This window comes from Mesorhizobium qingshengii (genome assembly GCF_027563465.1).
Classification (GTDB): domain Bacteria; phylum Pseudomonadota; class Alphaproteobacteria; order Rhizobiales; family Rhizobiaceae; genus Mesorhizobium; species Mesorhizobium qingshengii_A.
In genome coordinates this window covers 183155-205571 of record NZ_JAPFQA010000008.1, presented here as the reverse complement: position 1 = coordinate 205571, position 22417 = coordinate 183155, and the positions used below count along the sequence as shown (strand labels likewise).

The following is a 22417-nucleotide window of genomic DNA, read 5'->3' as shown; positions in this document are numbered from 1 at the left end:
GTCAGGCCTCCTCTTCCGAGGACAGTGCCGGGTCCCTGCCGATCGGCTTGAACACGGGCTGGAACCAGCGCTGGGCAATCAGCGTCGGCACCAGGGCGCTGCCTATCACGGCCGTCACCAGGATCGTGTACTGGTGCTGGTCTATGATGTGGTTGGTGAGGCCGAAAAGGGCCGAGATCGTGCCGAAGGTCAGTCCGGTCGACATCAGAAGCGTCGTGTACATGCCTTCGCGCGCCTCGAACCGGAACACCTTGGTGAGCGGCAGGATACCGACGAACTTGGTTGCCATCTTAATGGCGAGAAAGACCGCGATCAGTCCGGCTGCGGAAACGACGGCGTGGAAGTCAACGAGCGACCCGGCTTTCAGGAAGTAGAAGGGGGTCAGGATGGTGAAGGCGATGATGCGCATGCGGTGGGGCAATTCTGGATCGGCAAGGAAAGCGGGGGCCAACGCCATGCCGACTAGGTAGGCCGGCAGCACCGCCTCGCTGCCAGCGATCGAGGCAAGTCCGCCGAGGCCGAGCAGCACCAGCGAGATGAATTTTGTTTCCGGTTCGCTGACCCGGTGACCAACCTTGGTGAAGAACCACGGTGCGAAGCGCGGCAGCATCCAGAGCGCGGCAGCAGTGACAGCCCCGAACAGCGCCAGCCAATAGTCGAAATGCGCGAAGACGATGCCAAGCGCGAGCACCGTGCCGAGATCGTTGATGAAGCAGGCGGCAAGGATGATCTTGCCCATCTCGGACTTGTTGAAGCCCGTCTCCACCATCACCGCGTAGACCACCGCGACCGAAGTCGTCGAGAGCGATATGCCGGCGATCTGCGCCTGCGGCCACGGCCAGCCGATGACGTGGTGTGCGTAAAGCAGAACTCCCAGATAGGGCGCGATAAAACCAACGACGCCGATCGTCATGCTCGACCAGAAATGCTTGCGGACGACACGACTGTCGATTTCGGTGCCCGCGAGGAAGGTGAGCAGGATTGCGCCGAAGCCGGCGAGGAAGTTTACCCACTCGGTCAGGTGAAGGCCGATGGTGTTGCCTGCGACAGCGCCGACGATGATCTCGATCAGGGCGACCGATATCGCCACCCGGATGGAGATGATCGACGCAAGCAGGGCCAGCCCCAACCAGACCGCCGAAACCAGCCAGACGTTTTCCATCGCACGCTCCTTCCGGCCGGACGGGCCGGCACCCTCGGGTACGTGGAATTCGGGCAACAAAAAACCCGCATCGCGGCGGGTCGGTCGGGCACTCGTCCGGCTCCCACCGCGCGTCTCCACGCGGCAGGAGTCATCAGCCCTCGCGGGCGGTTTTGGGGGACTCCATCCCCTTGCAATTCAACATAAGGAGGTTGTGGAGAATCGGCAAGGCCGGTCCTCAGTGATCTCGCACATTGGCCAGCCACAAGGTGCCGGCGGCCATCAGGACGGCGGCAAGGCCGAAGCTGAACACAGGCGAGATCACGGTCCACAGCAGTCCGACTGCTGCGCTGGAAACGAATTTTGACGCACCGTTGACAGTGCCGAGGGCACCGTAGCTCGTCGAGAGGGTGGCCTGGTCGACCATCTCGGCGGTAACGGTCGGCTCCAGCGCTTCCTGAATGGCGACATAGAGACCGGCGACGAAGAAAATCGCTGCAAGGACGGCAAGGCTCTCGGCAGCAAATGCGAAGGCGAGCGCTGTGAGCGCGGCGGTGAGCACACCTAGAGCGTAGCCGGCGACCAGGACAGCGCGCTGGCCGTACCTGTCCGCCAGCACCCCGACCGGATAGGACGTGGCGACCTGGACGACATTGCGCCAAACGTAGAGCAGACCTGCGACCTGCGCGGCGTGGACGACGCCCATCTTCGGTGTCAGCAACTGCGTTGCAGCCAGTACGAGCAGGGTATGCGAGAAATCACCGACCCCGAAAATGCCGACGGCCGCGAGATAATCCCTGAAGCGGGCCGGGAGGCCACGCAGGGTCGAGAAGAATTTCAGTTCAGGGTTAGCCGATTGCTCGGGGTCCTTGACCAGCGTCAGGAACGCCAGGACCGCGAGTGCCCCGGGGATGAGGGTCATCCAGAATACCATGCGAAAAGGTCCGGCCGCATTCTCCCAGGTCAATCCTTGTGCCCAGCCGAGCAGCGCGACGCCGAGCAGCGGTCCTGCCACCGCGCCGGTCGTATCCATCGCGCGGTGAAAGCCAAAGGCCCTGCCCCGCGTTTCCGGCGTGATCGACTGCACCACGATCGCATCCCGCAACGGGCCTCGCAGGCCTTTTCCGAACCAGGAGACGATCCGCCCGACGAGGACCAGCGGCCAGCCCAATGCAAGAGCGATGAGCACCTGGCCGACAGGCGTCAGCCCGTAGCCGATCATAACCAGCACCTTGCGATGGCCGAACCTGTCGGCGACGTACCCGGCCGCCATTTTTGTGAAGCTCATGATCGCGTCGGCGATCCCCTCGATGATGCCGAGAGCTGCCGCTGGCACTCCAAGCACCGCGAGGAAGCCTGGCAAGATGACGGTTGTCGTCTCGTAGCAGAAATCGCCGAGCGCGCTCGTGAGGCCAGCGCCGAGGACCGTCCGGTTGAGCCAACCTTGGGGCTTTGCCGACATTCGGTCGGCCTTCCGCTTGCTGGTCGAAGGAGGGTTCATGTCCGGTGATTTCCACTCGAGTTGAGCACGCTGAACACGACCACCGTGACGCAACCGACGAGCAGAACCCCGCCGACAAGGAGCGGTGGCGCCGCCAGCCAGCTCGCAAGCCCTGCAGCAACGGCTACGACGGCCAACACGGCCAGTGCCAAGAATTCGTCGTCGACAAACATGCCGGCCAGTTCGCGCAGAATGAGCGAGACGACGTTCATGACGAAACCTCCAAGGAGCGACGCGCCGCCAGTTTGGCGGTCGCAAAGCCCGCTACCAGGAAGATCACGGCAAAGGCCAGGATCGCCAGATCCTGACCCGGCCAATCGACCCCTAATCCTTCACCGGTCCAGAACACACCGAAGGCCGAAAGCATAACGCCGACGCCGAACTTGAGCGTGTTCTCGGGCACGCGGGCCAGCGGCCGATGTACCAGGATGCCGATCAGCAGCACCAGCAGGCAGGCCGCGAGAGCGCCGATGGCGGCGGGAACAAGCAATCCTCGGCCGGCCCCAACCGCGATGACGATGAACACGACCTCAAGCCCCTCCAGCATAACGGCCTTGAAGGAAGTGACGCCGGCCAACCAATCGAGATGCGTTTCCTTGCGGCCTTCGGCCTGACGAAGATTTTCCTCTTCCTTCTCGAACGCTTTGGCCTCGTCGTGTAGAGGGATGATCCCGGCAGCCCGCAGTATGGCCTTTCGCAGCCAGCGCAGGCCGAACAGCAGCAGTAGGACGCCGATGACTAACTGCAGCGCGCGCAGGGGCACCCGGTTGAGCAGCGGCCCGAGCGCCAGCACCAGCAGCGCCAGCAATGTCAACCCGGCCCCGGTTCCGATCAGGGCCGGGCGCCAGCCGCGCACAGTGGCCACCGCCAGCACGATGGTAAGGGCTTCGACTGCCTCCACCAGAGAGGCCAGAAAAGCCGCAGTGACGGCAGGCGCGGCAGTTGCCCAGGAGCCCATCTTCTATCCCCCTACGCCCGAATGGCTTTCAATGCGTGCCGACCGGGTCGTGGTGGTCGGGCTGGCAATCCATGGTCAATCCTGCCATGGGTATCATCGTACAGTTCGAAAGCCGCAGGTGCGTTGCAACGATGGCGTGACGATATATGTTACGGCGGTAACAGGCAAGATGATCCATGAAAGCACTTGAGTGGCTGTTGCTGACGTACAAGATGCCGCCTGAACCAGCGCGCAAGCGCATCTCGGTGTGGCGCAAGCTCAAAGGGATGGGGGCCGTGTACATGCAAGGGGGCGTGTGCCTGCTGCCGAAATCCGACGACCATCTGCGCCGCCTCAAGATGCTGGAGAACGAAATCGCGGAGATGGAGGGCGAGGCCGTATTGTTCACTGCGGCGGGACTTGATCCCAGGCAGGAGGAAAAGATCATCCGGCGCTTCAATTCCGACCGGGACGAGGAATACGGCGAACTGATCAGCAAGTGCGAAGCCTACGAGCAGGAGATCGCCGAGGAAACCCGTGTGCGGCATTTCACGTATGCCGAGCTGGAGGAAAACGAACAGGAGTTCGCGAAATTCAAGACCTGGTTCGCCAAGATCGAGAAGAACGATTTTTACACTGCCCCTCGCGCCAACGAGGCCCGCGACTGGCTGGTCAGATGCGAAGGGATTCTGGATGCCTACGCGCACAACGTGTTCGCCGCTCAGGAGGAAAACGTTGGCGGCGTTGCCCGGAAGTCCGATGGTGCATGAATTAGACGGGCCGGATCTGGGCAGATGACCGCGGAGAGCGGCATGAGATAGGGGTATGCCTATTCGCCTATGGCTGGATGCCGGGTAGTAGCTTGTCCCGCTGCCTAACATTGTGAAAGGTCGCCTTGGCAGAGGCAGCTAAGAGTTGCCGGCAGTGGACAGCCCTCAGTTAGCTCGCATCCCAGAACGATTCAATTCACGAAGAACGGCCGGAATGGCCGAACCCGGTCATAGGTCGATCAGGCGGAGAATGGCAGCTTCCGGCGCAACCGGCTCGATCCGGTGGCCGATGCCAAGGTACAAGACCCCAGCCTTTGCGGCGGTTAGTTTAGGGTACCTAGCGTTAGATTTTGACCACCAGCCTGCGCTGTTGGTCTTGCACGAGCAGACTGAGCACCTGGATGTGCTGAGCCATATGCCGGTTCGCCGCCCTGAGTTCGCGCAGCTCGTCGGATTCACGACCCTTCAGCGCTAAGACCAGGGCCTCGAGCTCACGAATGCGATCTGCAGCCGTTCGAGGCTCTGCGACATCGGCAACGTCCAAGCGCGGAGCCGGCGCAAGAGCTCAGGCGCGCGATAAAGGGTGGCGCGAGACACTCCAGCCTCTGCGGCAAGACGCGCCGCGGTGAGCCTACCGCTTCCCGGGTTCGCCGCAAGGCGAGCGAGCGCCTCTTCGATGGCTTGGGTGGCATTCTTGCCGATCGGCTTCATGCGTCAGGTCCTTCCAGCAGGGGTGGGATCAGGCGGCGCATGCGTTCGATGTCCCGCTCAAGCGCGATGCGCTGGAGGCGTGAGAGCCGGCGGTCAGCGAGCAGCCGTTCCGCGTCGGCGATGGATGCTTGCCACAGCGGCAGATGGGAGCGCGTGATGCAGGCATTGGGGCAGCGATCGGGGCGACACTGCGACAGCGCCGGCGCCGTGTGGTCGAGATCGTCCTTGCCGTGGTCGAGGCACAGCGCCGTCTCGGGGTCGAAGAAGCAGTCTGCGAGCATCCCGGTATGCAGCGTGCGTCCGAGACGGGCCGGCATGGCGCGCAGCCGTTGCGGATCGACGATCCGGCCCGGCAGATCGCCCAGCTCGTACCGGATTCTTGCGAACTCCGTCTTCAGCCGCGCTGCCGCCGGGCCTGCGGGAGCAAGGTCATGCCTCACGGCCTGCTCATAGCGCTCAACAACGTCGTCGAGTTGACCGAGCGCACGTTCCTGCTCGACCTCACGGCGGATGCCCGACGGACTGCCGCCGGAATATCCCTCAACGGCCTGCCGATGCGCCGCGCCTCATCGTTGCGATGCTGGAGAGGTTCATTGCGACGGATCGGGGTTTTGCCAGTGCAAAGCGTTCGGAGGGTGGTTAGAGGCCGGACCACTAAGGCGAACGCGGTTCAGTCGCGCCGCCCAGTCATGGCGTGACTTCAGAAATCGCACCACGCCGTTCCGTGCTTCCCGCATTGACGGGGGCAGGCCCGGGTCGCGCTCCTGTCACCATGTTTCTTGCGGTCCCAACCAGCCGCAAAAGCGCGCGCTTTGGATTCGATTCCAGCCATACTGCCTTGATCGAACTGATGCTGCTCTGGCCACGGATCGGTTTCCACACCGTGGCGTCGATGGCAACTGTCCTGGCAAAGCCTTCGCCCGCGAGAGTCACGCCTTGCCCGAGTTGCACCTTGAGGATGACCGTTGCTTCGCTGGCGCGACATATCTGGACAGTGGGGCCACCATTCGCGGCGATATGCTGCAGCAAACCCGGATCCTGCGGCGATGCGACTGAAACCAGCAGGCACGTATCTGCGAGATCTGCCCATGTGACCGCAGGCCTTTCAGCAAGCGGATGGTGACAGGGCAGGAGAACGAACAAGCGCTCGTGCGCAAATATCTCGCTACGGCACAGGGCGGCGTTCTCAAGCCCATGCGTGAAGACGATATCGAGGCGCCGGCGGCGTATAGCCGCCAGGCACTGTTCGACTGGAACGTCTTCGATCGCGACGCACACGTCCGGATGCAAACGGCCAAAACGATCGATGAGACGTGCTACGAACGTGCGCCCCATCTGGGCGCATAACCCTATCCTGACCGTTCTCGCATCCTGGTGACCGCGACTACTTCCGGCCAGGGCATCGCGCAAGCCTTCATAATGAGCGCGGACAAGGTCGACCCAGGCCCGGCCCGCCTCGGTCAGCCGAACGCCACGGACGTCGCGGTCAAACAACTGCATGTCCAGCAATTGCTCGAGGGCAACGATGTTGCGGCTGACACAGGATTCCCTCACTCTGAGAGCTCTGGCAGCCTGCCTGAGGCTGCCATGGTCGACAGCTGCGAAGACATGGTCCAAACGGCGGAGCGTGTTGTTGACCTGTCCCAAGGCTTAAGCGCCTATTCCTGCGCGGCGGCGCGGCTCACCGGCAGGGTCGGATACAAGCTGGTTTCGTAGACGTACTCGTGCGGAATGGCTGGCGTAGCCATCTGGGAAAGGTACCGGTTCAGGTTTTCCTCGCTGTTGCTCGCAGCCAGGCTGCAGAAATTTCCGCTGTTCCACGTCAGGGAGCAGTAGCTGAAATGCGCGCGTATCGCGTCAGCCATCTGCGCCAAAGTGACCTCACTGCCGAACATCGTATCCAGAACGAGGGTTTGCTTCTTCTCGATTTCGTCTGGGGGAAAATAGCGCGCCTTGAAGCCGAAATCCTTCTGGTATTCGCGACGCCTGTAGTCCGGCTCCTCGACAGCCCGGAACTTCTCGACGAAGACGAAGATTCCGTCCTGCTTGAGGTGCTGGGTCACGAACTCGATCTGGCTTGCTCTGTTTGGCGAGTACATCTGAAAGGTCGTATCTTCCAGAATAATATCGAAGCCGTGGGCGAAATTTGCCAGTCGCGGATCCGAGCTCAGGACGTCCTTGGTCAACTTATGGAAGGGACCAATGAAGAAGTCGGCGTGCGGCGGTTCGCCATAGGCCATGAAGCTTGTGTAATTCTCCGCGTTCGGGCTGCACGACAGCGTGCGTATCTGTCCCTCGGACAGTTCCGACAACGTTCTCGCCATCGTGCCTTCCGCAGTTCCAAGGCTGTATAGCGAAAGCGGAGCGCCACGTTGGCGGGCATATTTCAGCACTGCATAGGCCATCCGGCACTCTTCCTCCAGTCTGTAGGGAATGCTGCCGTGGTAGTGCTGGTCGAAAAAACCTTGTCGTGCCGCATGCAGGCTGACCAGGCCGCGCAGCAGTTCATCGCTCGGCAGAAGGCGGGCGTCGGCGACTGGCTTGCGGATTGGCATCCCGCTCTTTCCGGCCGCGGTCGCCGCGAAAAAGCCGGCTAGTCCGTTGATCCGTGGGCCATGGTCGCACTCAGCCAGAAAGTCGTCGAGTCCACGCATCGCAGTATGCCTCCAGCACCGTTCCATTGGTGAGATGCCGATACGTCGATGGGCGAAATTCCACTAAGATAAGAGTGGTCTAATATTTCACCGGGCTCAAGTATTGGCTGAGCCAACTGGTAGACCTGCCGGATACAGGCGGCTTTCACTCGCTTGCCATTTTTTCGCTAAAGTCACATCTTCTACCAATCCAGAGTTATTTGCGTGTTGTTCAGCAACCCATGGTTCGCCACATCACGCAACGACTGGCCACTCGCCAGTAAGGAGACTGTGGATACGTGAATACTCTTGCCCTCGACCCGACCGAGAACCGCCGTTCACGCCACCAATCGCTTGCCCACAAGTATGAGAATTGGGGGAGCGTGCGGGCGGACGTAGTCAAAAGAACCGGGCTTGAGCGCCAGGAGACAAGAATCCTCCAGCCAAACCATGTGTTCTTGATGAACCTGAAGGGCACGGCGTGCCGCGGAGAAGACGTTGTGGACGGGCGCCGGATTGCCTTTTTGCCGCGCCGGGCCGGTTCGATAATCTTCATGCCCGCCGGCAGTGATTGGAATGGGTGGGACGAGGGGGACGCGACCGCTTCCTACCTGCTGGTCTCGATTGAAAAGGGGTTCGCCGACGACGTGTTTGCGGGAATGGCTCGCAATCGCGCGGCAGTGCTGCCGCCTTCGATCGGATTCCGGGACACCACTGTAGAGTTGGCGTTGCAGAGGATTGTCTTGGAGCTCAAGCAGCCTGACCCCATCAGCGCAACGATGGTGGAGTGCCAGGCCACGCAATTGCTCGGGCAAATGTTCAGGTTGAACGGCGTCCATCAGGAACCGGCAAAAGGCGGTTTGTCATCGTTCGATCTCAAGCGCGCGGTGGGAATGATCGAGGCCTTGTCGGGCGGCAGACCTACGCTCGCTGATTTGGCAAAAGAGGTTGGGGTTAGCCGGTTCCATTTCTGGAGGGCCTTCAAGCAGTCGACAGGCATGACACCGCACGCATTCATTGCGCAGCGCAGATTGGAGCACTCCGCGGATATGCTGCGATCGACCAATTTGTCGGCGACAGAAATCGCGATGGAATGTGGCTTCGGCAGCTCGAGCCATTTCACGACCGCCTTTAAGCGAGCCTTCGCCTCGGCCCCCACGGAATTTCGTCGCAAGTGTAGAATCTAGGCCGCCGCTTGTCGGTTCTCAGCAAGTATCGGAAAACCCCAACATCACAGTAAAGCAGGCTCGGCGGAAGAAGGTATCCATCGGCGGTCAGCCCGGATACGCCGCTCATGTCAAACCTGGTTCGCATTCATCATGCCAAGGGACGGGCCGACCCGTCCAATCCCCGCTTCGGATTCCTGGCCAGCACGCTATCGGCGGCTGTCGCCCGAAACGGCTACTACATCGCCTCCGCCTGGATTCTCGTCGAGCGAGGGTACGGAACCGCCGGCGTGGCGACGTTCCTTGCGATCGCAAGCATTGTCGAATTCATCGCCAGCCCTTTGGCCGGCCTGGCGGCGGATCGATTTGACAGGCGACGCTTGAACGTTGCGGCAGACCTCGGCCGCTTCGTCGTTTTGCTGGCGACCGCTTGCGCGCTCCTCTACATGGACGTGGTTCTGATTATCTGCCTTTCAGCAGCCCTGTTTTCGTTTTGCGACCGTGTCGCGCTTACGAGCTCTCAATCAATGATCCCCGTGATAGCTGACGGCCGCGATCTTGTAGCTTCGAATTCCACCGTCTTCTTCGTCATGCAGGTCGGTAACCTGGGCGCAGCTCTGCTTGCAGGGCCTTTGCTGCATCAGCGCTCCCCAGCCTTGCCATTCACCGTTCTTGCTGCCTTCTTCCTATTTTCAGCGGGCTGTCTTGCCTTGATGCGGCTGGAACCGGTTTCGCGCGATCTCCGCATCGCCAAGATCTCTGCAGCACTAATCGATCCGAGCCTGCGTCGTCTCATCGTCGTCTACGCGCTTCTCTATACAAGCGCGGTGCTTGTCAGCGTCATGGGATCGAGCTTCGTCTTCCAGGAGCAGAAGGGTACTGCCGTGGATTTCGGCTACCTCGAGGCTGCATGGTCGGCGGGCTCGCTGATCGGCACTGTCTCTCTGTTCCGAATTGAAAGAGCGATGAGTACCCATGCGCGGCATCTCATGCTTCTGGGCTTAACGGCGCTGGTACTCATGGCGCTGGCATATCTGCGCACGCCCTGGCCAGTGATCCTTTTTGCCGCGCTCGGATTTCTATACAATCTTGGACGCGTCAGCGTTGAAGTCACATTGCAGTCGTATGTGTCCATTTATCTGTTGGGCCGGGCCAAAGGCATTATGCACAGTGTGGCCGTGGCGCTCGGGTTACTCGTCTTCGGCATCGGCGCCGCTGTAGGAGATCGAGCATTTCCTTCGACGATCTTCTTCAGCTTCGGAGTGGTGCTCCTCATCAGTATTTTGTGTTTGAGCGTCGGTGCCGGTCAGCCACAAGAAAAAGGTGAATCGTGAGGTGGAAGAGCTAGCAGCAGGTGCCGATGCGAAACAGGCAGTCCTGGGGTCGTTGACGGCACTCTACCCCTGGATGAGACCATATCATTCCCGGCCGATACGCGATTATGCGTTTCGCCTGTTTACAGCTCCGGCTTCGGGTTCCATGCCAGAAATCCGACTCCGAGCCTTCACCAAACTACTCGCCATCATCAGGAAGGCTGCGACACGAAACGGGTTGTCTGCCGACACCGCCTCGGAAATCTGCAGGGATTTCGAAAGGCGCCGTGTGATGCAGACAGGGCCTCATTTGTTTCTCCTCATGGAGCCGGAAGCCTTTTACACACACGTCTTCAGCCTTCTCGGCCTCGCCGCGCATGGCTGTTCGACCTACGTTTCCTATGCCGTTTCGACGGTGAATCTCGTCGAAAAGCCACGCAAGGGACCAGGCTGGCTCACCGTTGACGGGAAGCCGGTCAACGTCTTCGGCCTCAGCCGAAGCCGGATGATCGGATACAGCCTGTTAGCCGGGCAGGGACCCTATAGGTTCGAGTTGTTGCCGACGGAGCCAAACACTGAGGGAGACGCGCTCACGCTGCTTCGTAGCTTTCTGCCGAAGACGCAATTCGAGCGGCCCTCGCATGCCATCAAGGCAGCCAATCTCATCCTTTGGCCAAAAATGTTCGGAGGCCGCTTTGCCTTCCTGCAGATCGACGACGAGGATGTTGCCGACCTGGTGGCGGACCATCTGTCGGACGAAAATTCCTGGCTACGCATGAGACTGCTGGAAGACCCGAAGTTCGCTTCCAACATCCTTGCCGGCCTCGACGGGCTCGCGTCTGGCCCCTGGAGTGGCTGGCTCGCTCGGGGTACTGATTTCTTCTGGTTCTATGAAAATGGCAAACGCCGTCCGCTGCGTCTGATCGCCGGCGAACTCATCGATCCTGCGACCGGTATGAAGGTGGCGTGCTTCACAGCCCCCGACATCCTCGAGCGGCTGGCAAACCGTAGCCTTGTCCCGAATCTCCTGCTGATGTTTCTGGTTTTGTCGATCCTGCCCGGCGTGCGCGCGCTTGGAGGCAGCTATCAGCCGATCTACTACCCCCTGATGCGCTATGTCGTCTGCCGGGCGCTCGAGGCCGCAGGCGTGGATGGAGATCTTCGGCAGGCTCTCGCAACCGACGACGTACCGGGCGCTTGGGGACATCGGGCAATTGAGTGTGATGATGATCCGCTCGAACTGTTCCTAAATGGCATGAACGGCGGGATGAGTGATCTTATCGACCGTTTGGGCGACATTTCCTTCGCCGAGGCATGTGGAAGCATGAAAGGCTTCGTGACTGACCCGTCATGGAATGAACTTCACAGCCGGCTGCGGCAGGGGTTGGTCACGCCGGCCGATGCGGAATGGGCTTTTTCCTGAAATGTTTTATGCGCTTCCAGCAACTGGGAAGTGTACGCCTGGTTGCGAATGGCTGCTTCGCGCCTCACTGGCCATAGTCGACTGGTTCGCCGCCTTGCTTACGCACCACTGGGGCTATCAAGGCGGAAACTCGGCACGTCTACACGAGTTCATCAAGAATTACGACGAGGACGCGACGAACTACCTCGACCTTTCACGTCACGCCAACTCTACATGAGCAGGGGACCGCCAGCTCGACTTCCGCTTTGCTCAACTAAGGCCGCAGCTTAGCCACGGGAGAGCGACACCGCCTGGCCCTCGATGGAACCCACTAGGCGGTGTGGACTCTTAGGATTCCCTTTTTGATCGCAGCGTGATTCAAGACTGCTTTTTGGAGGCAGCCTTGGGTGTGATGGATCGGTTGGTATTGAGTGACGCGGCGTGGGAGCGGATGGCGCCGCTTATCATCGGGCGCCCTGATCAGAAGGGATCGACGGGCCGCGATAACCGGATGTTCGTCGAGGCGGTGCTGTGGATTGTGCGAACAGGTTCCCCCTGGCGCGATCTTCCCGATGTATTCGGCGATTGGAACAGCGTCTTCCGTCGCTTCAGTCGATGGAGCAGCAAGGGTGTCTGGTGGCGCATCTTCGAGTCGATGTCGGATGATCCGGACTTCGAATATCTCATCATCGATTCCACCATCGTGCGGGCCCATCAACATGCGGCCGGCGCCAAAAAAGGGGGTCTGAAGATCAAGCCCTTGGTCGCTCCCGCGGCGGCCTGAGCACCAAGATACACATGGCCGTACGCGGCTTGGGCTGCCCTGTGCGGTTCACCCTTACCGCAGGTCAAAAGGGCGATGCGCCGCAAGCCGCCGCCTTGATCGAAGGACTGCCCGCCAAGGTGGTCATGGCCGACACCGCCTATGACGCCGACTATCTACGCCAAGCTATCGCCGCCAAAGATGCGATCGCTGTCATACCCAACAACCCATCGCGCTCGATCAAATATCCGCTCGACAAGCACCTCTATGCTCAGCGTCATCTCGTCGAATGCTGCTTCTCAAAGCTCAAGCAGTTCCGCCGAGTTGCAACGCGCTTCGAGAAAACCGCCCGCAACTACCGCGCCGTTGTCACTCTCGCAGCAATCGTCCTATGGCTCAGGTAAATGTCCACACCGCCTAGCCCGCTACCTCACCACCAGACTGGGCCGCGACGGCTTCCTCGAAGACGGCGGTCTCCGCTATTTGCGCGGAGACGTTGGCGGCGATGAATATCGAATCGTGTTCCACCGTTATGAGTACTCCGCCGTTCTGGTTATTTTGCTTTGCCTCTGGGTTTCTGGTGATAAAACCCAAAAGCGGAGGTTTTGTGCCGTCCGCGGGTTTCTCGTGGGAGCGGATCTCGCCATATCCGCCAGCCAGCTTGCCGAGTGGCAGGCCCCTTTGCAGAAGCCGGGCTAAAGTGTCGGTTGTTTTGAGAGCTTTGAGCGGGTCCTTTCCCTTCGGAATGACCTTGTCGTCAGGAATTGCCGCAACCGCGGCCATCAGTTCATCGATAGCGGCTTCAGTCATGACGAGGCGGGCATTCTCGGCATTATCCTCGTCACGTCCGAGGTAGCAGACGGCTCCATCTTGAGCGAGCGTCGGCAGGTTGAGAGTCTGCAGGGTCTTTGTGTCGTCGAAATACGAGACGGTGACCGTCACAGGAAACGTCGCCGGCATTTTGGCGGGTAATCCCACCCGACCAAGGCGCGTTAACAGCGATTGTTGCAGGTCGAGCGCGTAGTTTTCCCGCATTCGCTGAAACAGGAAATAAGGTCCGTCAGCCGCAAGCAGTTTTCCAATTGCAGCGCGATTCTCGGATCGCAAGTCTTTAGCATCCCATTCCAGTCGAATGGCGCTGCCGTCCTCTAAGCGGCCCAGAGGCGTCGTCAGGGAATTGCCGTAGTCCCACGACGTGTGTGTCAACGGGCTGACGTCGCCGGCAAGCAGCAGAATTCGTTTCGTACCCTCTTCGCGCACGAGATCGCATGCCGGCGTCATCACGATGAATGCGTCGCGAAGGTCTTTCTCCTGGCTGTTTGCGGGATAGTCGCGGCGCAGGAAAACATCGCCGAAAGCAATTGAGGGTTCGAGTTTGTTGGTGGCCACGCCAAGACGCGCGCGATGCTGCCAGACGGTCTGGTGAACGAGATGCTGGAGGTCACTGGTTCCGGCAATATGGGGAGCGGGATAGAGACTAAGGTCGACCTCCTCGAGTGCGCGGGCCGCCTCGATGGTCGGGCCATCAGCCTCGATCTCAAACTGGAGGGCGCTATCAAACACGTCGACAAGGTAGCTGCCCAGCGGCTGCCCTTCGAAGTTCAAGAGCAACTGACTGATCTCACCATAGTCGGAGAGATCGAGCCGTCTTACGGTCTTGAAGAAACGAGCCGCCGCCTCTTTGAGGCTCCCTTCGTAATTCGATAGGAAAGTTGCGATCTTTACCGCATCAACAAGGTGCGTCGCTAAGCGCTCAAGCGTACGTGGAAGATTGTCCGCCTTAAGCAAATCGTCCTTACGGTAAAACCTAAACAGGGCCCCAAGGAGCTTCGCTTGGTCCCGGAAGTCGGCTCGCTTGTCATTTAGTAAATGGCTGCGTGACATGAGCACCACGGGCGGCGGCGAGGCTTGGCGTGCAACCATCAGCTCCTTCACCAGCGTGATTGACTGCGCAATGTCATCAGGCTCCTGGAGGTTTCCAAGGAAGAGATCGGCGAAGATGAGATCGGCAGTCTTGGCGGCCTCGACAACGGTCCGTCCCATGCGGATCGGGGTAATTCCAAAAGTACCCAGCGCGACTTCGAGGTCAGCGAGAAATTTGGTGTCGGCCTTCTTGTTGTTTTCGTAATCCGTGAAGAGTTCGCTCGCGAGCGCCGCCAGCCCCTCCTTCCCCTTCCATACCGCCGTCACGAAAGCATCACTATGGATCAGCTGGGACCCGTCGATGTTCTCGTAATCTGGGAAGAGCTCCACCAAGACGTCTTCGTACGCACCGGCATCAGCAAAGAAGGTCGACCATGCGTCCGCATCGATGTCGCTTGCCTTAGGCACCTCGTCATAGGCGTCATCGATGATGACCGCGGTCTGGATGCCCTTGTCCTTAAGAAGCGCATTAAGTGTCATGGGACGAACGCCGCTTCCGGTAGCTCAAGAACAAACTCGTTATGCCGACGTGTCTGTGAATCCTGCTTGTCTGATATCGACAAGGTGCCGCCGAGATGTTCGGCGTTCTCTTTCGCAATATAGAGCCCGAGACCGCGCCGCTTCGACTTTTCCTTCAGCGACCAAAAAGGTCGGAAGATCTTTTCGATGTGATCGTGCGCGATGCCGCTGCCATTGTCCTCGAACGTGATAGTGGGCGGGTTGCTTTCGATGGTGACGGTTATGGTGGGAACGAGCCGCGGCTCCCGGTTTTGCCGCATCTGAATCCAATAGAGAGAGTTGGAAAGCAGGTTCTCAATGATCTGAATCACCATGCCTTTTACAAGTCGCACGCGAATGGGATTTTTGGGCTTGTTGATCTTGAGCAACACGCCATGGCGCGCAAATTGCGCCGCGTGGCCCTCTTGAATGTCGTCGAAGAGCTCTGCGAGATCGAATGTTTCGGAGCGCTGGCGACCGGAAACGCTGAGCTGATCAAGTACGCGAAGCCGCTTGGACACACTTTTCATTTCGGAGCGCAAGGTGTCGAGGCGCGCCTTGAGCTCGGATGGCAGGTCTCGGCCTTTTAGGGCCTCCAGAGCTTGGAGTGCGCCCTCGGTTGCGCGCGCGAGCTCATGAGCCACGACCTCGACCATCAGGCCCACGCCGGCCATTTGAATCATTTGCTTGCCATCCGCTTCGACTTCTTCGATGCGTTTCTGAGCTCGTGCTGTGAGATCTTGGAACTCGACGAGTGCATGCTGAAGGTCATCGACGACATCTTGTTCGTCCTTGGGAACCAGCCTCCGAACTCGGGCAACCGCGGCAGAAGCGCGCGATTTCAGCTCGTTGATTTGCGATTTCATGTCGCCGAGCTCAACTGGGGTGAGCTTGTGTCGCCTGTCTACGTCCTTGAAGAAGCCCCAGAGTAGGTCCTTGATGACATGGCCCAGGACTTGAACGAAGGCAGCTTGTTCTGGGTTGACCCGGAGACCTTCGCGATTGGTTTGATCGAGCAGGTGGGGGTTGCCTGCCCGCGTGATCTGAACGTGTCCGACAAACTGGTTTTTGTTCAGGACATATCCGGTGCGGCCGAGCGCGCGCCTGTCTAGCCCGAGCCAGTCATCCTCCTCATCGCCATAGGGAAAAACGCGGAAGCCATCGCGAAAGAGCAGAATTCCACTCCAAGTTTTCTGCAGGTCGCGAACGTCATTGCGAGTACCGATGCCGTCGATTGCGGTGAAGTGGCGGCGATTGTACCAGTAACCTTCGAAGTAGAAGGGCCCAACGGAGACAAGCGCAGTCGATGGAATTTCTCCCGAAGTTCCGGTGAGGAGACCCTCAAGATCGGGCTCCGTGAGTGTCAAGACGTCCGACTCCCGCGGATGGGAGTAGCCGAGGTTGACCGCGTCCATTCGGATAAACAGCTCGGGCTTCCCCTCCTTGACCTCATATCGGCCCGTAAACGAGGCGTGGGCGGCTTCCAGAAGCGTCTTGTCCATAAAGTCGATAGGGATACGCGTTCCATTCCAAGAAAGGACAATGCGGGGTCGCTTTTTTGGGTCAAGGAAGGGATCAGTAAGTCGCGCGAAGTCGTACCGAGCGAATTGCAGTAGGCGCGCCTCGGTCCAGTCCTCCCGAAGGTCACCAATGGTTAGACGTGTGCCGCTCCAAGCCCCATCCGGCTTAGAGCCGCCAGTACGGGGTTCGAACTTCACGTCCTCGATCATGGCATCAAGATCAGCGAACGCCTTCCAGTTGATGTCTAGAACGTTGACAGTGCGATCGTCGGACTTCGCAGTCTCAACTCTTAGGCGCTCACCCAGCCGCATGGCGGAAAGACGCCCGATGCCCTTCTCACCCAAATAGGGCGTCGTCGCCCGGCCGGTGGCTATCGAGCTGTCGACCTCGTGTTTGCGCGAAGGGGTTCCGATAGTCAGGTAGTAGCGTTTCAGTTCGTCCATCGACATACCGTCCCCTGTATCGGAGACGGTTATGGTGTTGGCTTCGGCGTAACCGTCATCAAGGTTGGCAATGAAGTCTTCGATGGACTTGCTCGCCAGAGCTGGCGCGAATGATGCGCGAGCGTTGGTGGCGGTAGGGTCGAGGCGACTCTCGAGATCGCTGCGAAGGTCACTGAGCGCCTCGGCGCTGCTCGCCTCAAGAGCACGAGCACGGATCTTAAGATAGGAGTTGCGCCGAAGCGGGACATTGAATGCCAGCTCCACCCCTTTCCGAGAATGGGCGTCGATGGCATTCTTGATGAGTTCGTAGAAGGCAATGATATCCGAGCTAATTAGCTCGGCGCCCAGCTCCAAGACTGTGCGGGCAGATATTTTGAACAAGTGGCCCCCTCGGTCGGCAATATCCAGGCAGAACTGACTGCTCTAAGTCCCCAGCAGCTTAGCATCAAGCGAAGGTGTCAAGAACCTCCCTCTGACTTCCGGCCCAATGCCGGTGACTTTGCCGTCTACAGCTCTTTTGGCAGTGGCAATGCAAGGGTTGCCCGGGCGGTTACGCGACACCTCATCCTGTCACTTGTGGCAGATCACACATCCTGCCGCGGTCTCGTCAATTCCGTAGACGTCATCGATCGTAGGCACCACATTGCCGGCGAGCGGGTTCACGCGGCGCCGCGCCAATAGTCGCGCGCGGCGCTGCTCGAACTCCCGCTCGATCTCGTCGACCCGCGCCGGGGCGCTGAGCTCATCTAGGCCCTCTCCCTGGCTCCAGGTGAAGGGTGAGCCGTGATCGCGGGCGGTCTTCTCATATCCCTTGGCCTCGTCGAACGCGTCGGGGTGCTCGCGCATCAATCGCACCCACTCGATTTTTTGCTGGAAGAAACAGAATGTGCAGCCCGAACGAGTCCGCCAGCGATAGTACTCGGGTTCGCCTAGGCCGGCGCTCTCGAGCGTTTCGATCACACCGGCCCTACTGATGCCGTCCTCTCTCAGAGGGAAGTGCACCTGCATGTTGCCATGGGTCGCCTGATAGCCCTCGCGACTGGGTTCATCAGCCCGGATGGCCACGTAGGAATGTACGACAACCCCGGCATCGAGGTCTTCACGCAGCCACTGCTCGAGCGGACGGAGCTTGAGCTGCCGCGTGCACCACCGAGTTTTGGGGGAGGGCAGGAAGTGATTGTATTCCTTAAGCCAGAAGTCGAAATCCCGGTCCGGATTAAGCCGGGTGATCGGTTTTCCCAGGAACCCCTCAAGCTTGTCGAGGAACGAATACACCTCTTCCAGCTCCTTGCCGGTGTCGGTGAAGAAGTATTCGAGATCGACCTCTGGCCGGGTCTGCCGCATATGGACGGCAAGGGCCGCGCTATCGCGCCCCCCTGATATCCCAAGGATATGACGCTCACGCACCGCAATCGTCATGCTGGCTCCAATCCCTTGCCTTCGGAAAGGCGTTCTACGATGCGCGCGAGAGCGGCAAGCTCTACGGCCGGCCTCATGCCCTTTAGCCGAAGCTGCGCCATCAAGTCGTCTGCCGCTTTGTCTGCAGTAGCAAGCTCCTGTTTCGACACCTGGAAGGCATGGAAGAGTGGCTTCTCCTTGGGGTCCAACCCTACCATGACCGAAATGGCTTGGGAGGTTGGGGAGCGGCCGCGAACCGCGGCGAATGTCTCTGCCTCGCGAAAGCGCAGGCAGAGCTTAGCCATTTCGAACATGGCCTGCTCTTGCTCGCGGTCGGACCAGTTCCGCGGCGGCTTGTGAACGAGCAGGCTCGCCAATCCTTCGATGTCGCCGCTGTTTCCCTCGAAAGCGCCGGCGCGCATGATGAAGGCGTCGACGCGCAACTCTGCTGACACCCCCGACGCCGTAGAGGAGCGCGGCCCAATGCCCTCAAATGTCTTCGTGTCGACCCCAAGATGCTCGGCGAGATCCTTGCGGAGTTCCTCCAGCATTTTCGGATAGGCGGACTCTGCCTTGTTCAGTGCGGCGACCACGCTGACCCCGGGATCGGGTTCTCCCTCAAGCGCGGACGCGAGGTCTGAAAACAGCAGCGCTTCAGGGTCACTGGCTTTCAACACGATGTCCCTAACCTTACGAACATTTTCGGCCAGCGTCTGAGTGCGCTGCGCCCACAGCGGAAGAGCATGAAAGCGCTGATAGAGCGCCGATGCGACTGGCAGCGCCTTCGCTTCAACGGGATTTGCCTCGGTCGAAAGAAGTGCGGCGAGCTGCTGGACGAACGCGTCATCCCGCTTGGAGCGCGAAATTCGGCGAAACTCGATGGCTGCCGGATCCTGCAGAATGCGGTCGGCGATGATATCGTCGATGGCGGGCTGGAAAGCGCCGTCGACATAAACCGCGACCGCGTTTCTATGCGCCAGCAGATAGGACAATACCAGCACAGGCATGACCCCGCGCTTGATGCCATATGGCCGCGCGGCCCAGGTGTCGAAGAGTTCGGCCAGATTGACCAGCTTCTCACCCAACACCGTCCAGGCAGGCTTGAGTGTCTTGCCCGCCCCGTCACCGGCAGGATCGGCGAAGCGCCACACGCCCTTTTCGTCCTGCCGATGCAGCCCCAACGGCTGAACAATCGTCAGATAGAGCCCACGCTCGACAGGGAAGTTCTCAATCCCAAGGTCTGCCACATCCGACTTCGAAACCATGGCATGCATCAAGGTCCTCAGGCCTGCCATGGCGGCAGTCGAGGGCTTGTCCCGATAGAGCAACTCCGATTGGATGACGGGTGCGCTGCTGAAAGCGGCCGTTGCAAGCGCCGACGCCAAGACGGTCAGTTCCCCGCCATCGAGTTTCTTGCCGGCTGCATCCTTTGCCCTGTCACCGAATGCCCACCAGCGAGCCAAAGAGAAGGCCTTCAGCAAGTCGCTGCGAACAATTTCGGCGATCAACGATTTGCGTGCCGACAACTCTCGGCGGGCGATCCGATCACCCTCGAGCTGCGGATGCGTCTCTTCGATGCGGTCCAAGGCATAGAGGTCGCTCGCATGATCCCTTAGCAGATAGACCTGCTCGCTGGCGGCAACGCCAGCCAAGACGCCCAGATTTTCCAATTCGACGCTGAGCTGTTTGGCGGCGACCTTGACCGGCGCTTCAAAGCTTCGCGCATCGGGCAGCAGCATAATGAGAAGACCCGCCGACCGTCGCTTCGTCTTGGCCAATGACGCGGCGGTCCTTTTAGCCCACGCAGCGGGACTTTGTGGGCTCTCGTCGGCAAACTGAATGACGACATCGAATGTGCGCAGTGCACCGGTCGCGAAGTAGTGGCTCTTGGCTGCGATCGGTCCCACGCCAAGCCGTGAAGGCAAATCAGCCAGGACATCTGCGTCGAGCTTCAGCGCGACCTTGGAGATGGCCTCGTCGAGGTCGAAATCGCTGCCGGCGAAGAGGGCATATCCGCCAAGCCGCGGCTGCCGAATGAGGATAGCCCGGTTGACCAGCTCGTCGATGGCCGCAGCGACGTCGGCCTTCTTCACTTCTGGTACGCAAAGGGAGAGGATGTCGTCGGCAACCGCGAGTCCGGACCCGTTCCTGAACAACTCGACGACCGCTGCGGCCTTGGCGAGCTTGGCAGCCAGCGAGCCGTAGAGTGCAGCCTTCTCCACGGCCTCCATAGCAAGTGTCATCCGATTGCTTTCAGGACCAACAGAAAGCGCGCTGCCGAAATTTGCGACCAGGTAGTCCCAAAGCTTATCCGGCCCATACCAAGCGTTTCCGCCGACCTCGGTCCGAGCCAAGTGCGCCTGAAATCCGTTCGGTTCAGATGATGATAGAAAGCCGAAAACGCTTCGTTCGTTTTGTGCGAACCGTTGGCGTGACACCGGCCCCAACAAGAGCGCCGAAACCGGGTGCAATGGCCACGTTTGGGTGAGGATTTCCGTCAGCACCGTAACATCGACCGGTCGACGGTGCGAGATCGCCTCCGCCGTCAGTCTAGCGATCGCTTTGGCGCTGGCAGGAGCTTGGTCGCTGCCAATGGCGCGAGCGATGAGCGCCGCGACCTCATCGGCTTGCGCAACGAAGGGCACGTTCTGGTATCGGCCCTGAACCTTTGCCCATTCGTTCCGGCCAGTCCGGCTCAGCCGGTTGGCGTACTGCTCAAAAGACTGATGCAGGATGCCGACAACCACCAGCCTACCGTCAGAGCGTGCTGCTCGCTCGGCGAGATCCTGCAAAATATGCACGTCGCCGGCAGAACTCGTCGCATGCTCGAGGAACTTGCCGAGCTCGTCGATAACGATCAGCAAACCGCCCTTTTGACGAGCACGCGCTTCTAATTGGTCGATAAGAGCTCGTTCGTCGCGCGCTGCATCCCGCGCCGCCTGAGTCCACTCAAATTGCTCTGCGGCCGTGTCCGCCAACGCGCCCGCCAGGCTCGTGCGCCGACCGGTCAGTGCAACCACATCCCACGAGCGTCCTCGGCCAGGAAACGCCGAGGAAAACTGCTCCGCCAAATCTTGCCCAACGATCCCTTCGGCGAGAGCACGCTGTTTCTTGTTGCCGGCGACCAGATTGGCAACAAGCAGCGCCGCACAAGATTTGCCGCCGCCATACGGGCCGGTCCAGGTGAAGGCGAACTGCGACCCATCGGCGATCCCCGCCAGCATGGCCAATAGCGACTTGCGGACGCTCGCCTGCAACACATACCCGGTGAGCGGCGGTGTTCCGTTGAGATCGGTGTCGATCCGAGCGGACAGCGCGAACCGGCGTTCGACCTTGACGATGTCGGCAAGCTTGGTCATGCCGCTCTCCGCCCACGGTAACCGGCTTTGACTAGATCGATCTCGTCGATTTCCTCGAGACGGCCAGCCAGAGCGACCTGACGGAGTCCCGCCGTATCGGTCCACACCATTTTCCCGCCGGTGGCGTCCCCGATGCTCATCAGCCGTGCCACTAGGCTATCCTCGTCAAGCTTGAAGACGCGCCCGGGAGACCCGGGGTCATACTGCACCTGCTCTACGGAGAGGGTGGGGGACAATGAGTGCTGACGCTCCCAGAACTGCCTTAACACGAGCGCAAATATGCTGTTGTCCAGTGAGGGCTTCTGCCCACGGACAAATTCGAGTTGGCCTGTCGACCGCTGCTCCCGCAACAGGCCGAGCTCAACTAGCAACGGTTCTGCGGCGTCTTCCCCTGCATCGGAGTGACGGGGCGCATAGCTGCGTACGAACACTTCAACGTCGCGCTTGAGGGTCTCGGCGGTTGCCCTTGCGGTTGCACGGGCTTCGATGATCGCTGCCATGGCCCTAACGAGATCGTCCCTGGTAAAGGCAATCTGATTGAGCAGGTTGAACGCGTAGTAGAATGTCGTTGCGGCGCGCGGCTCACTCACGAGGTGTGCATGCATCAACCACAGAGTGGACGGATGCTCGAGGTATGGGTCGAGCCCGGTGCCGTCGGTGAAGATCAACCGCCCTAAATCAGTGGCGTGAAGATGGGTGGGGCTGTCTCTCAGAATCTTCGTCGCCAACGCCCAATGACGCATCGAGAGCGCCATGTTCTTGCCGACACCGAAAGTGGCAATTGCGTTTTGTTCCTGAAATGTTCTACGATCGACTCCATCCGGGTCGGATGCATGGTCGAACGCCTTCTTCAGCCAAAGGAGCCGAAGCGGGAAGGTCTCGTGGCCCGAAACGCGAATCGCGGTCGCCGGATCATGAAGGTCGTTCAACATGGAGGG

Annotated in this window: 19 protein-coding genes and 1 riboswitch; of the genes, 6 read left to right on the top strand and 13 right to left on the bottom strand. The window is 60.0% G+C overall.

Annotation, left to right across the window (positions count from 1 at the left end; translation table 11 throughout):
- Position 1: 1 nt before the first annotated feature.
- From OOJ09_RS19570 to OOJ09_RS19555, 4 genes are all read right to left on the bottom strand, one after another.
- On the bottom strand, positions 2-1162 hold the full coding sequence (locus tag OOJ09_RS19570; protein WP_269906752.1) for a cation:proton antiporter: 1161 nt from the start codon (positions 1160-1162) through the stop codon (positions 2-4).
- A gap of 117 nt (positions 1163-1279) precedes the next feature.
- Positions 1280-1341, bottom strand: a riboswitch (Fluoride riboswitch).
- Between the two features lie 38 nt (positions 1342-1379).
- Positions 1380-2603 (bottom strand): MFS transporter, encoded by a 1224-nt coding sequence (locus OOJ09_RS19565; RefSeq protein ID WP_269906751.1) that lies wholly within the window; start codon positions 2601-2603, stop codon positions 1380-1382.
- A 35-nt stretch (positions 2604-2638) separates the two neighbouring features.
- Positions 2639-2854: a hypothetical protein gene (locus OOJ09_RS19560; protein ID WP_269906750.1), complete on the bottom strand. Its 216-nt coding sequence runs from the start codon at positions 2852-2854 to the stop codon at positions 2639-2641.
- The gene (locus OOJ09_RS19555; protein WP_269906749.1) at positions 2851-3600 is read right to left on the bottom strand and encodes a COG4280 domain-containing protein; all 750 of its coding nucleotides are present in this window, start codon (positions 3598-3600) and stop codon (positions 2851-2853) included. Before OOJ09_RS19555 ends, OOJ09_RS19560 begins: the two co-directional genes overlap by 4 nt.
- A 176-nt stretch (positions 3601-3776) precedes the next feature.
- Here OOJ09_RS19555 and OOJ09_RS19550 point away from each other — a divergent pair, with 176 nt between their 5' ends.
- The gene (locus tag OOJ09_RS19550; protein WP_269906748.1) at positions 3777-4349 is read left to right on the top strand and encodes a Chromate resistance protein ChrB; all 573 of its coding nucleotides are present in this window, start codon (positions 3777-3779) and stop codon (positions 4347-4349) included.
- A 343-nt stretch (positions 4350-4692) separates the two neighbouring features.
- On the opposite strand, the gene OOJ09_RS19545 is transcribed toward OOJ09_RS19550, so the two are convergent.
- Positions 4693-4893, bottom strand: coding sequence for a hypothetical protein (locus OOJ09_RS19545; protein ID WP_269906747.1), 201 nt, complete (start codon positions 4891-4893; stop codon positions 4693-4695).
- Positions 4894-5056: 163 nt separating this feature from the next.
- On the bottom strand, positions 5057-5500 hold the full coding sequence (locus OOJ09_RS19540; protein ID WP_269906798.1) for a hypothetical protein: 444 nt from the start codon (positions 5498-5500) through the stop codon (positions 5057-5059).
- Between OOJ09_RS19540 and OOJ09_RS32055 the strand changes: the two genes are divergently transcribed.
- The gene (locus OOJ09_RS32055) at positions 5476-5703 is read left to right on the top strand and encodes a DUF2274 domain-containing protein (protein ID WP_420107525.1); all 228 of its coding nucleotides are present in this window, start codon (positions 5476-5478) and stop codon (positions 5701-5703) included. The two genes, OOJ09_RS19540 and OOJ09_RS32055, sit on opposite strands and share 25 nt — an antisense overlap.
- A gap of 44 nt (positions 5704-5747) precedes the next feature.
- Here OOJ09_RS32055 and OOJ09_RS19530 read toward each other — a convergent pair whose 3' ends face one another.
- Positions 5748-6707: a LysR family transcriptional regulator gene (locus tag OOJ09_RS19530; RefSeq protein ID WP_269906746.1), complete on the bottom strand. Its 960-nt coding sequence runs from the start codon at positions 6705-6707 to the stop codon at positions 5748-5750.
- A gap of 11 nt (positions 6708-6718) precedes the next feature.
- Positions 6719-7714: a class I SAM-dependent methyltransferase gene (locus OOJ09_RS19525; RefSeq protein ID WP_269906745.1), complete on the bottom strand. Its 996-nt coding sequence runs from the start codon at positions 7712-7714 to the stop codon at positions 6719-6721.
- A 278-nt stretch (positions 7715-7992) separates the two neighbouring features.
- Between OOJ09_RS19525 and OOJ09_RS19520 the strand changes: the two genes are divergently transcribed.
- The 4 genes from OOJ09_RS19520 (at position 7993) to OOJ09_RS19505 (ending at position 12741) form a co-directional block, all read left to right on the top strand.
- Positions 7993-8880, top strand: coding sequence for a helix-turn-helix transcriptional regulator (locus OOJ09_RS19520; protein ID WP_269906744.1), 888 nt, complete (start codon positions 7993-7995; stop codon positions 8878-8880).
- Between the two features lie 107 nt (positions 8881-8987).
- On the top strand, positions 8988-10193 hold the full coding sequence (locus OOJ09_RS19515) for an MFS transporter (RefSeq protein ID WP_269906743.1): 1206 nt from the start codon (positions 8988-8990) through the stop codon (positions 10191-10193).
- Positions 10159-11595 (top strand): hypothetical protein, encoded by a 1437-nt coding sequence (locus tag OOJ09_RS19510; protein WP_269906742.1) that lies wholly within the window; start codon positions 10159-10161, stop codon positions 11593-11595. The genes OOJ09_RS19515 and OOJ09_RS19510 overlap by 35 nt, the downstream gene beginning before the upstream one ends.
- A 382-nt stretch (positions 11596-11977) precedes the next feature.
- Positions 11978-12741, top strand: a protein-coding gene (locus OOJ09_RS19505; RefSeq protein ID WP_269906741.1) for an IS5 family transposase whose coding sequence is annotated in 2 segments (ribosomal slippage) — positions 11978-12313 and positions 12316-12741 — 762 coding nt in all. Because the reading frame shifts where the segments join, the coding sequence is not laid out codon by codon here.
- A gap of 13 nt (positions 12742-12754) precedes the next feature.
- Here OOJ09_RS19505 and OOJ09_RS19500 read toward each other — a convergent pair.
- The 5 genes from OOJ09_RS19500 to OOJ09_RS19480 form a co-directional block, all read right to left on the bottom strand.
- A complete protein-coding gene (locus OOJ09_RS19500; protein ID WP_269906740.1) occupies positions 12755-14740 on the bottom strand; it encodes a hypothetical protein in 1986 nt (661 codons plus the stop codon).
- Positions 14737-17103: a sensor histidine kinase gene (locus OOJ09_RS19495; RefSeq protein WP_269906739.1), complete on the bottom strand. Its 2367-nt coding sequence runs from the start codon at positions 17101-17103 to the stop codon at positions 14737-14739. The genes OOJ09_RS19500 and OOJ09_RS19495 overlap by 4 nt, the downstream gene beginning before the upstream one ends.
- A 189-nt stretch (positions 17104-17292) precedes the next feature.
- Entirely contained in the window at positions 17293-18141 is an 849-nt protein-coding gene (locus tag OOJ09_RS19490) for a phosphoadenosine phosphosulfate reductase family protein (protein WP_269906738.1), read from the bottom strand.
- On the bottom strand, positions 18138-21479 hold the full coding sequence (locus OOJ09_RS19485; RefSeq protein WP_269906737.1) for a hypothetical protein: 3342 nt from the start codon (positions 21477-21479) through the stop codon (positions 18138-18140). Before OOJ09_RS19485 ends, OOJ09_RS19490 begins: the two co-directional genes overlap by 4 nt.
- Positions 21476-22411, bottom strand: coding sequence for a DUF4007 family protein (locus tag OOJ09_RS19480; RefSeq protein ID WP_269906736.1), 936 nt, complete (start codon positions 22409-22411; stop codon positions 21476-21478). Before OOJ09_RS19480 ends, OOJ09_RS19485 begins: the two co-directional genes overlap by 4 nt.
- Positions 22412-22417: the final 6 nt, after the last annotated feature.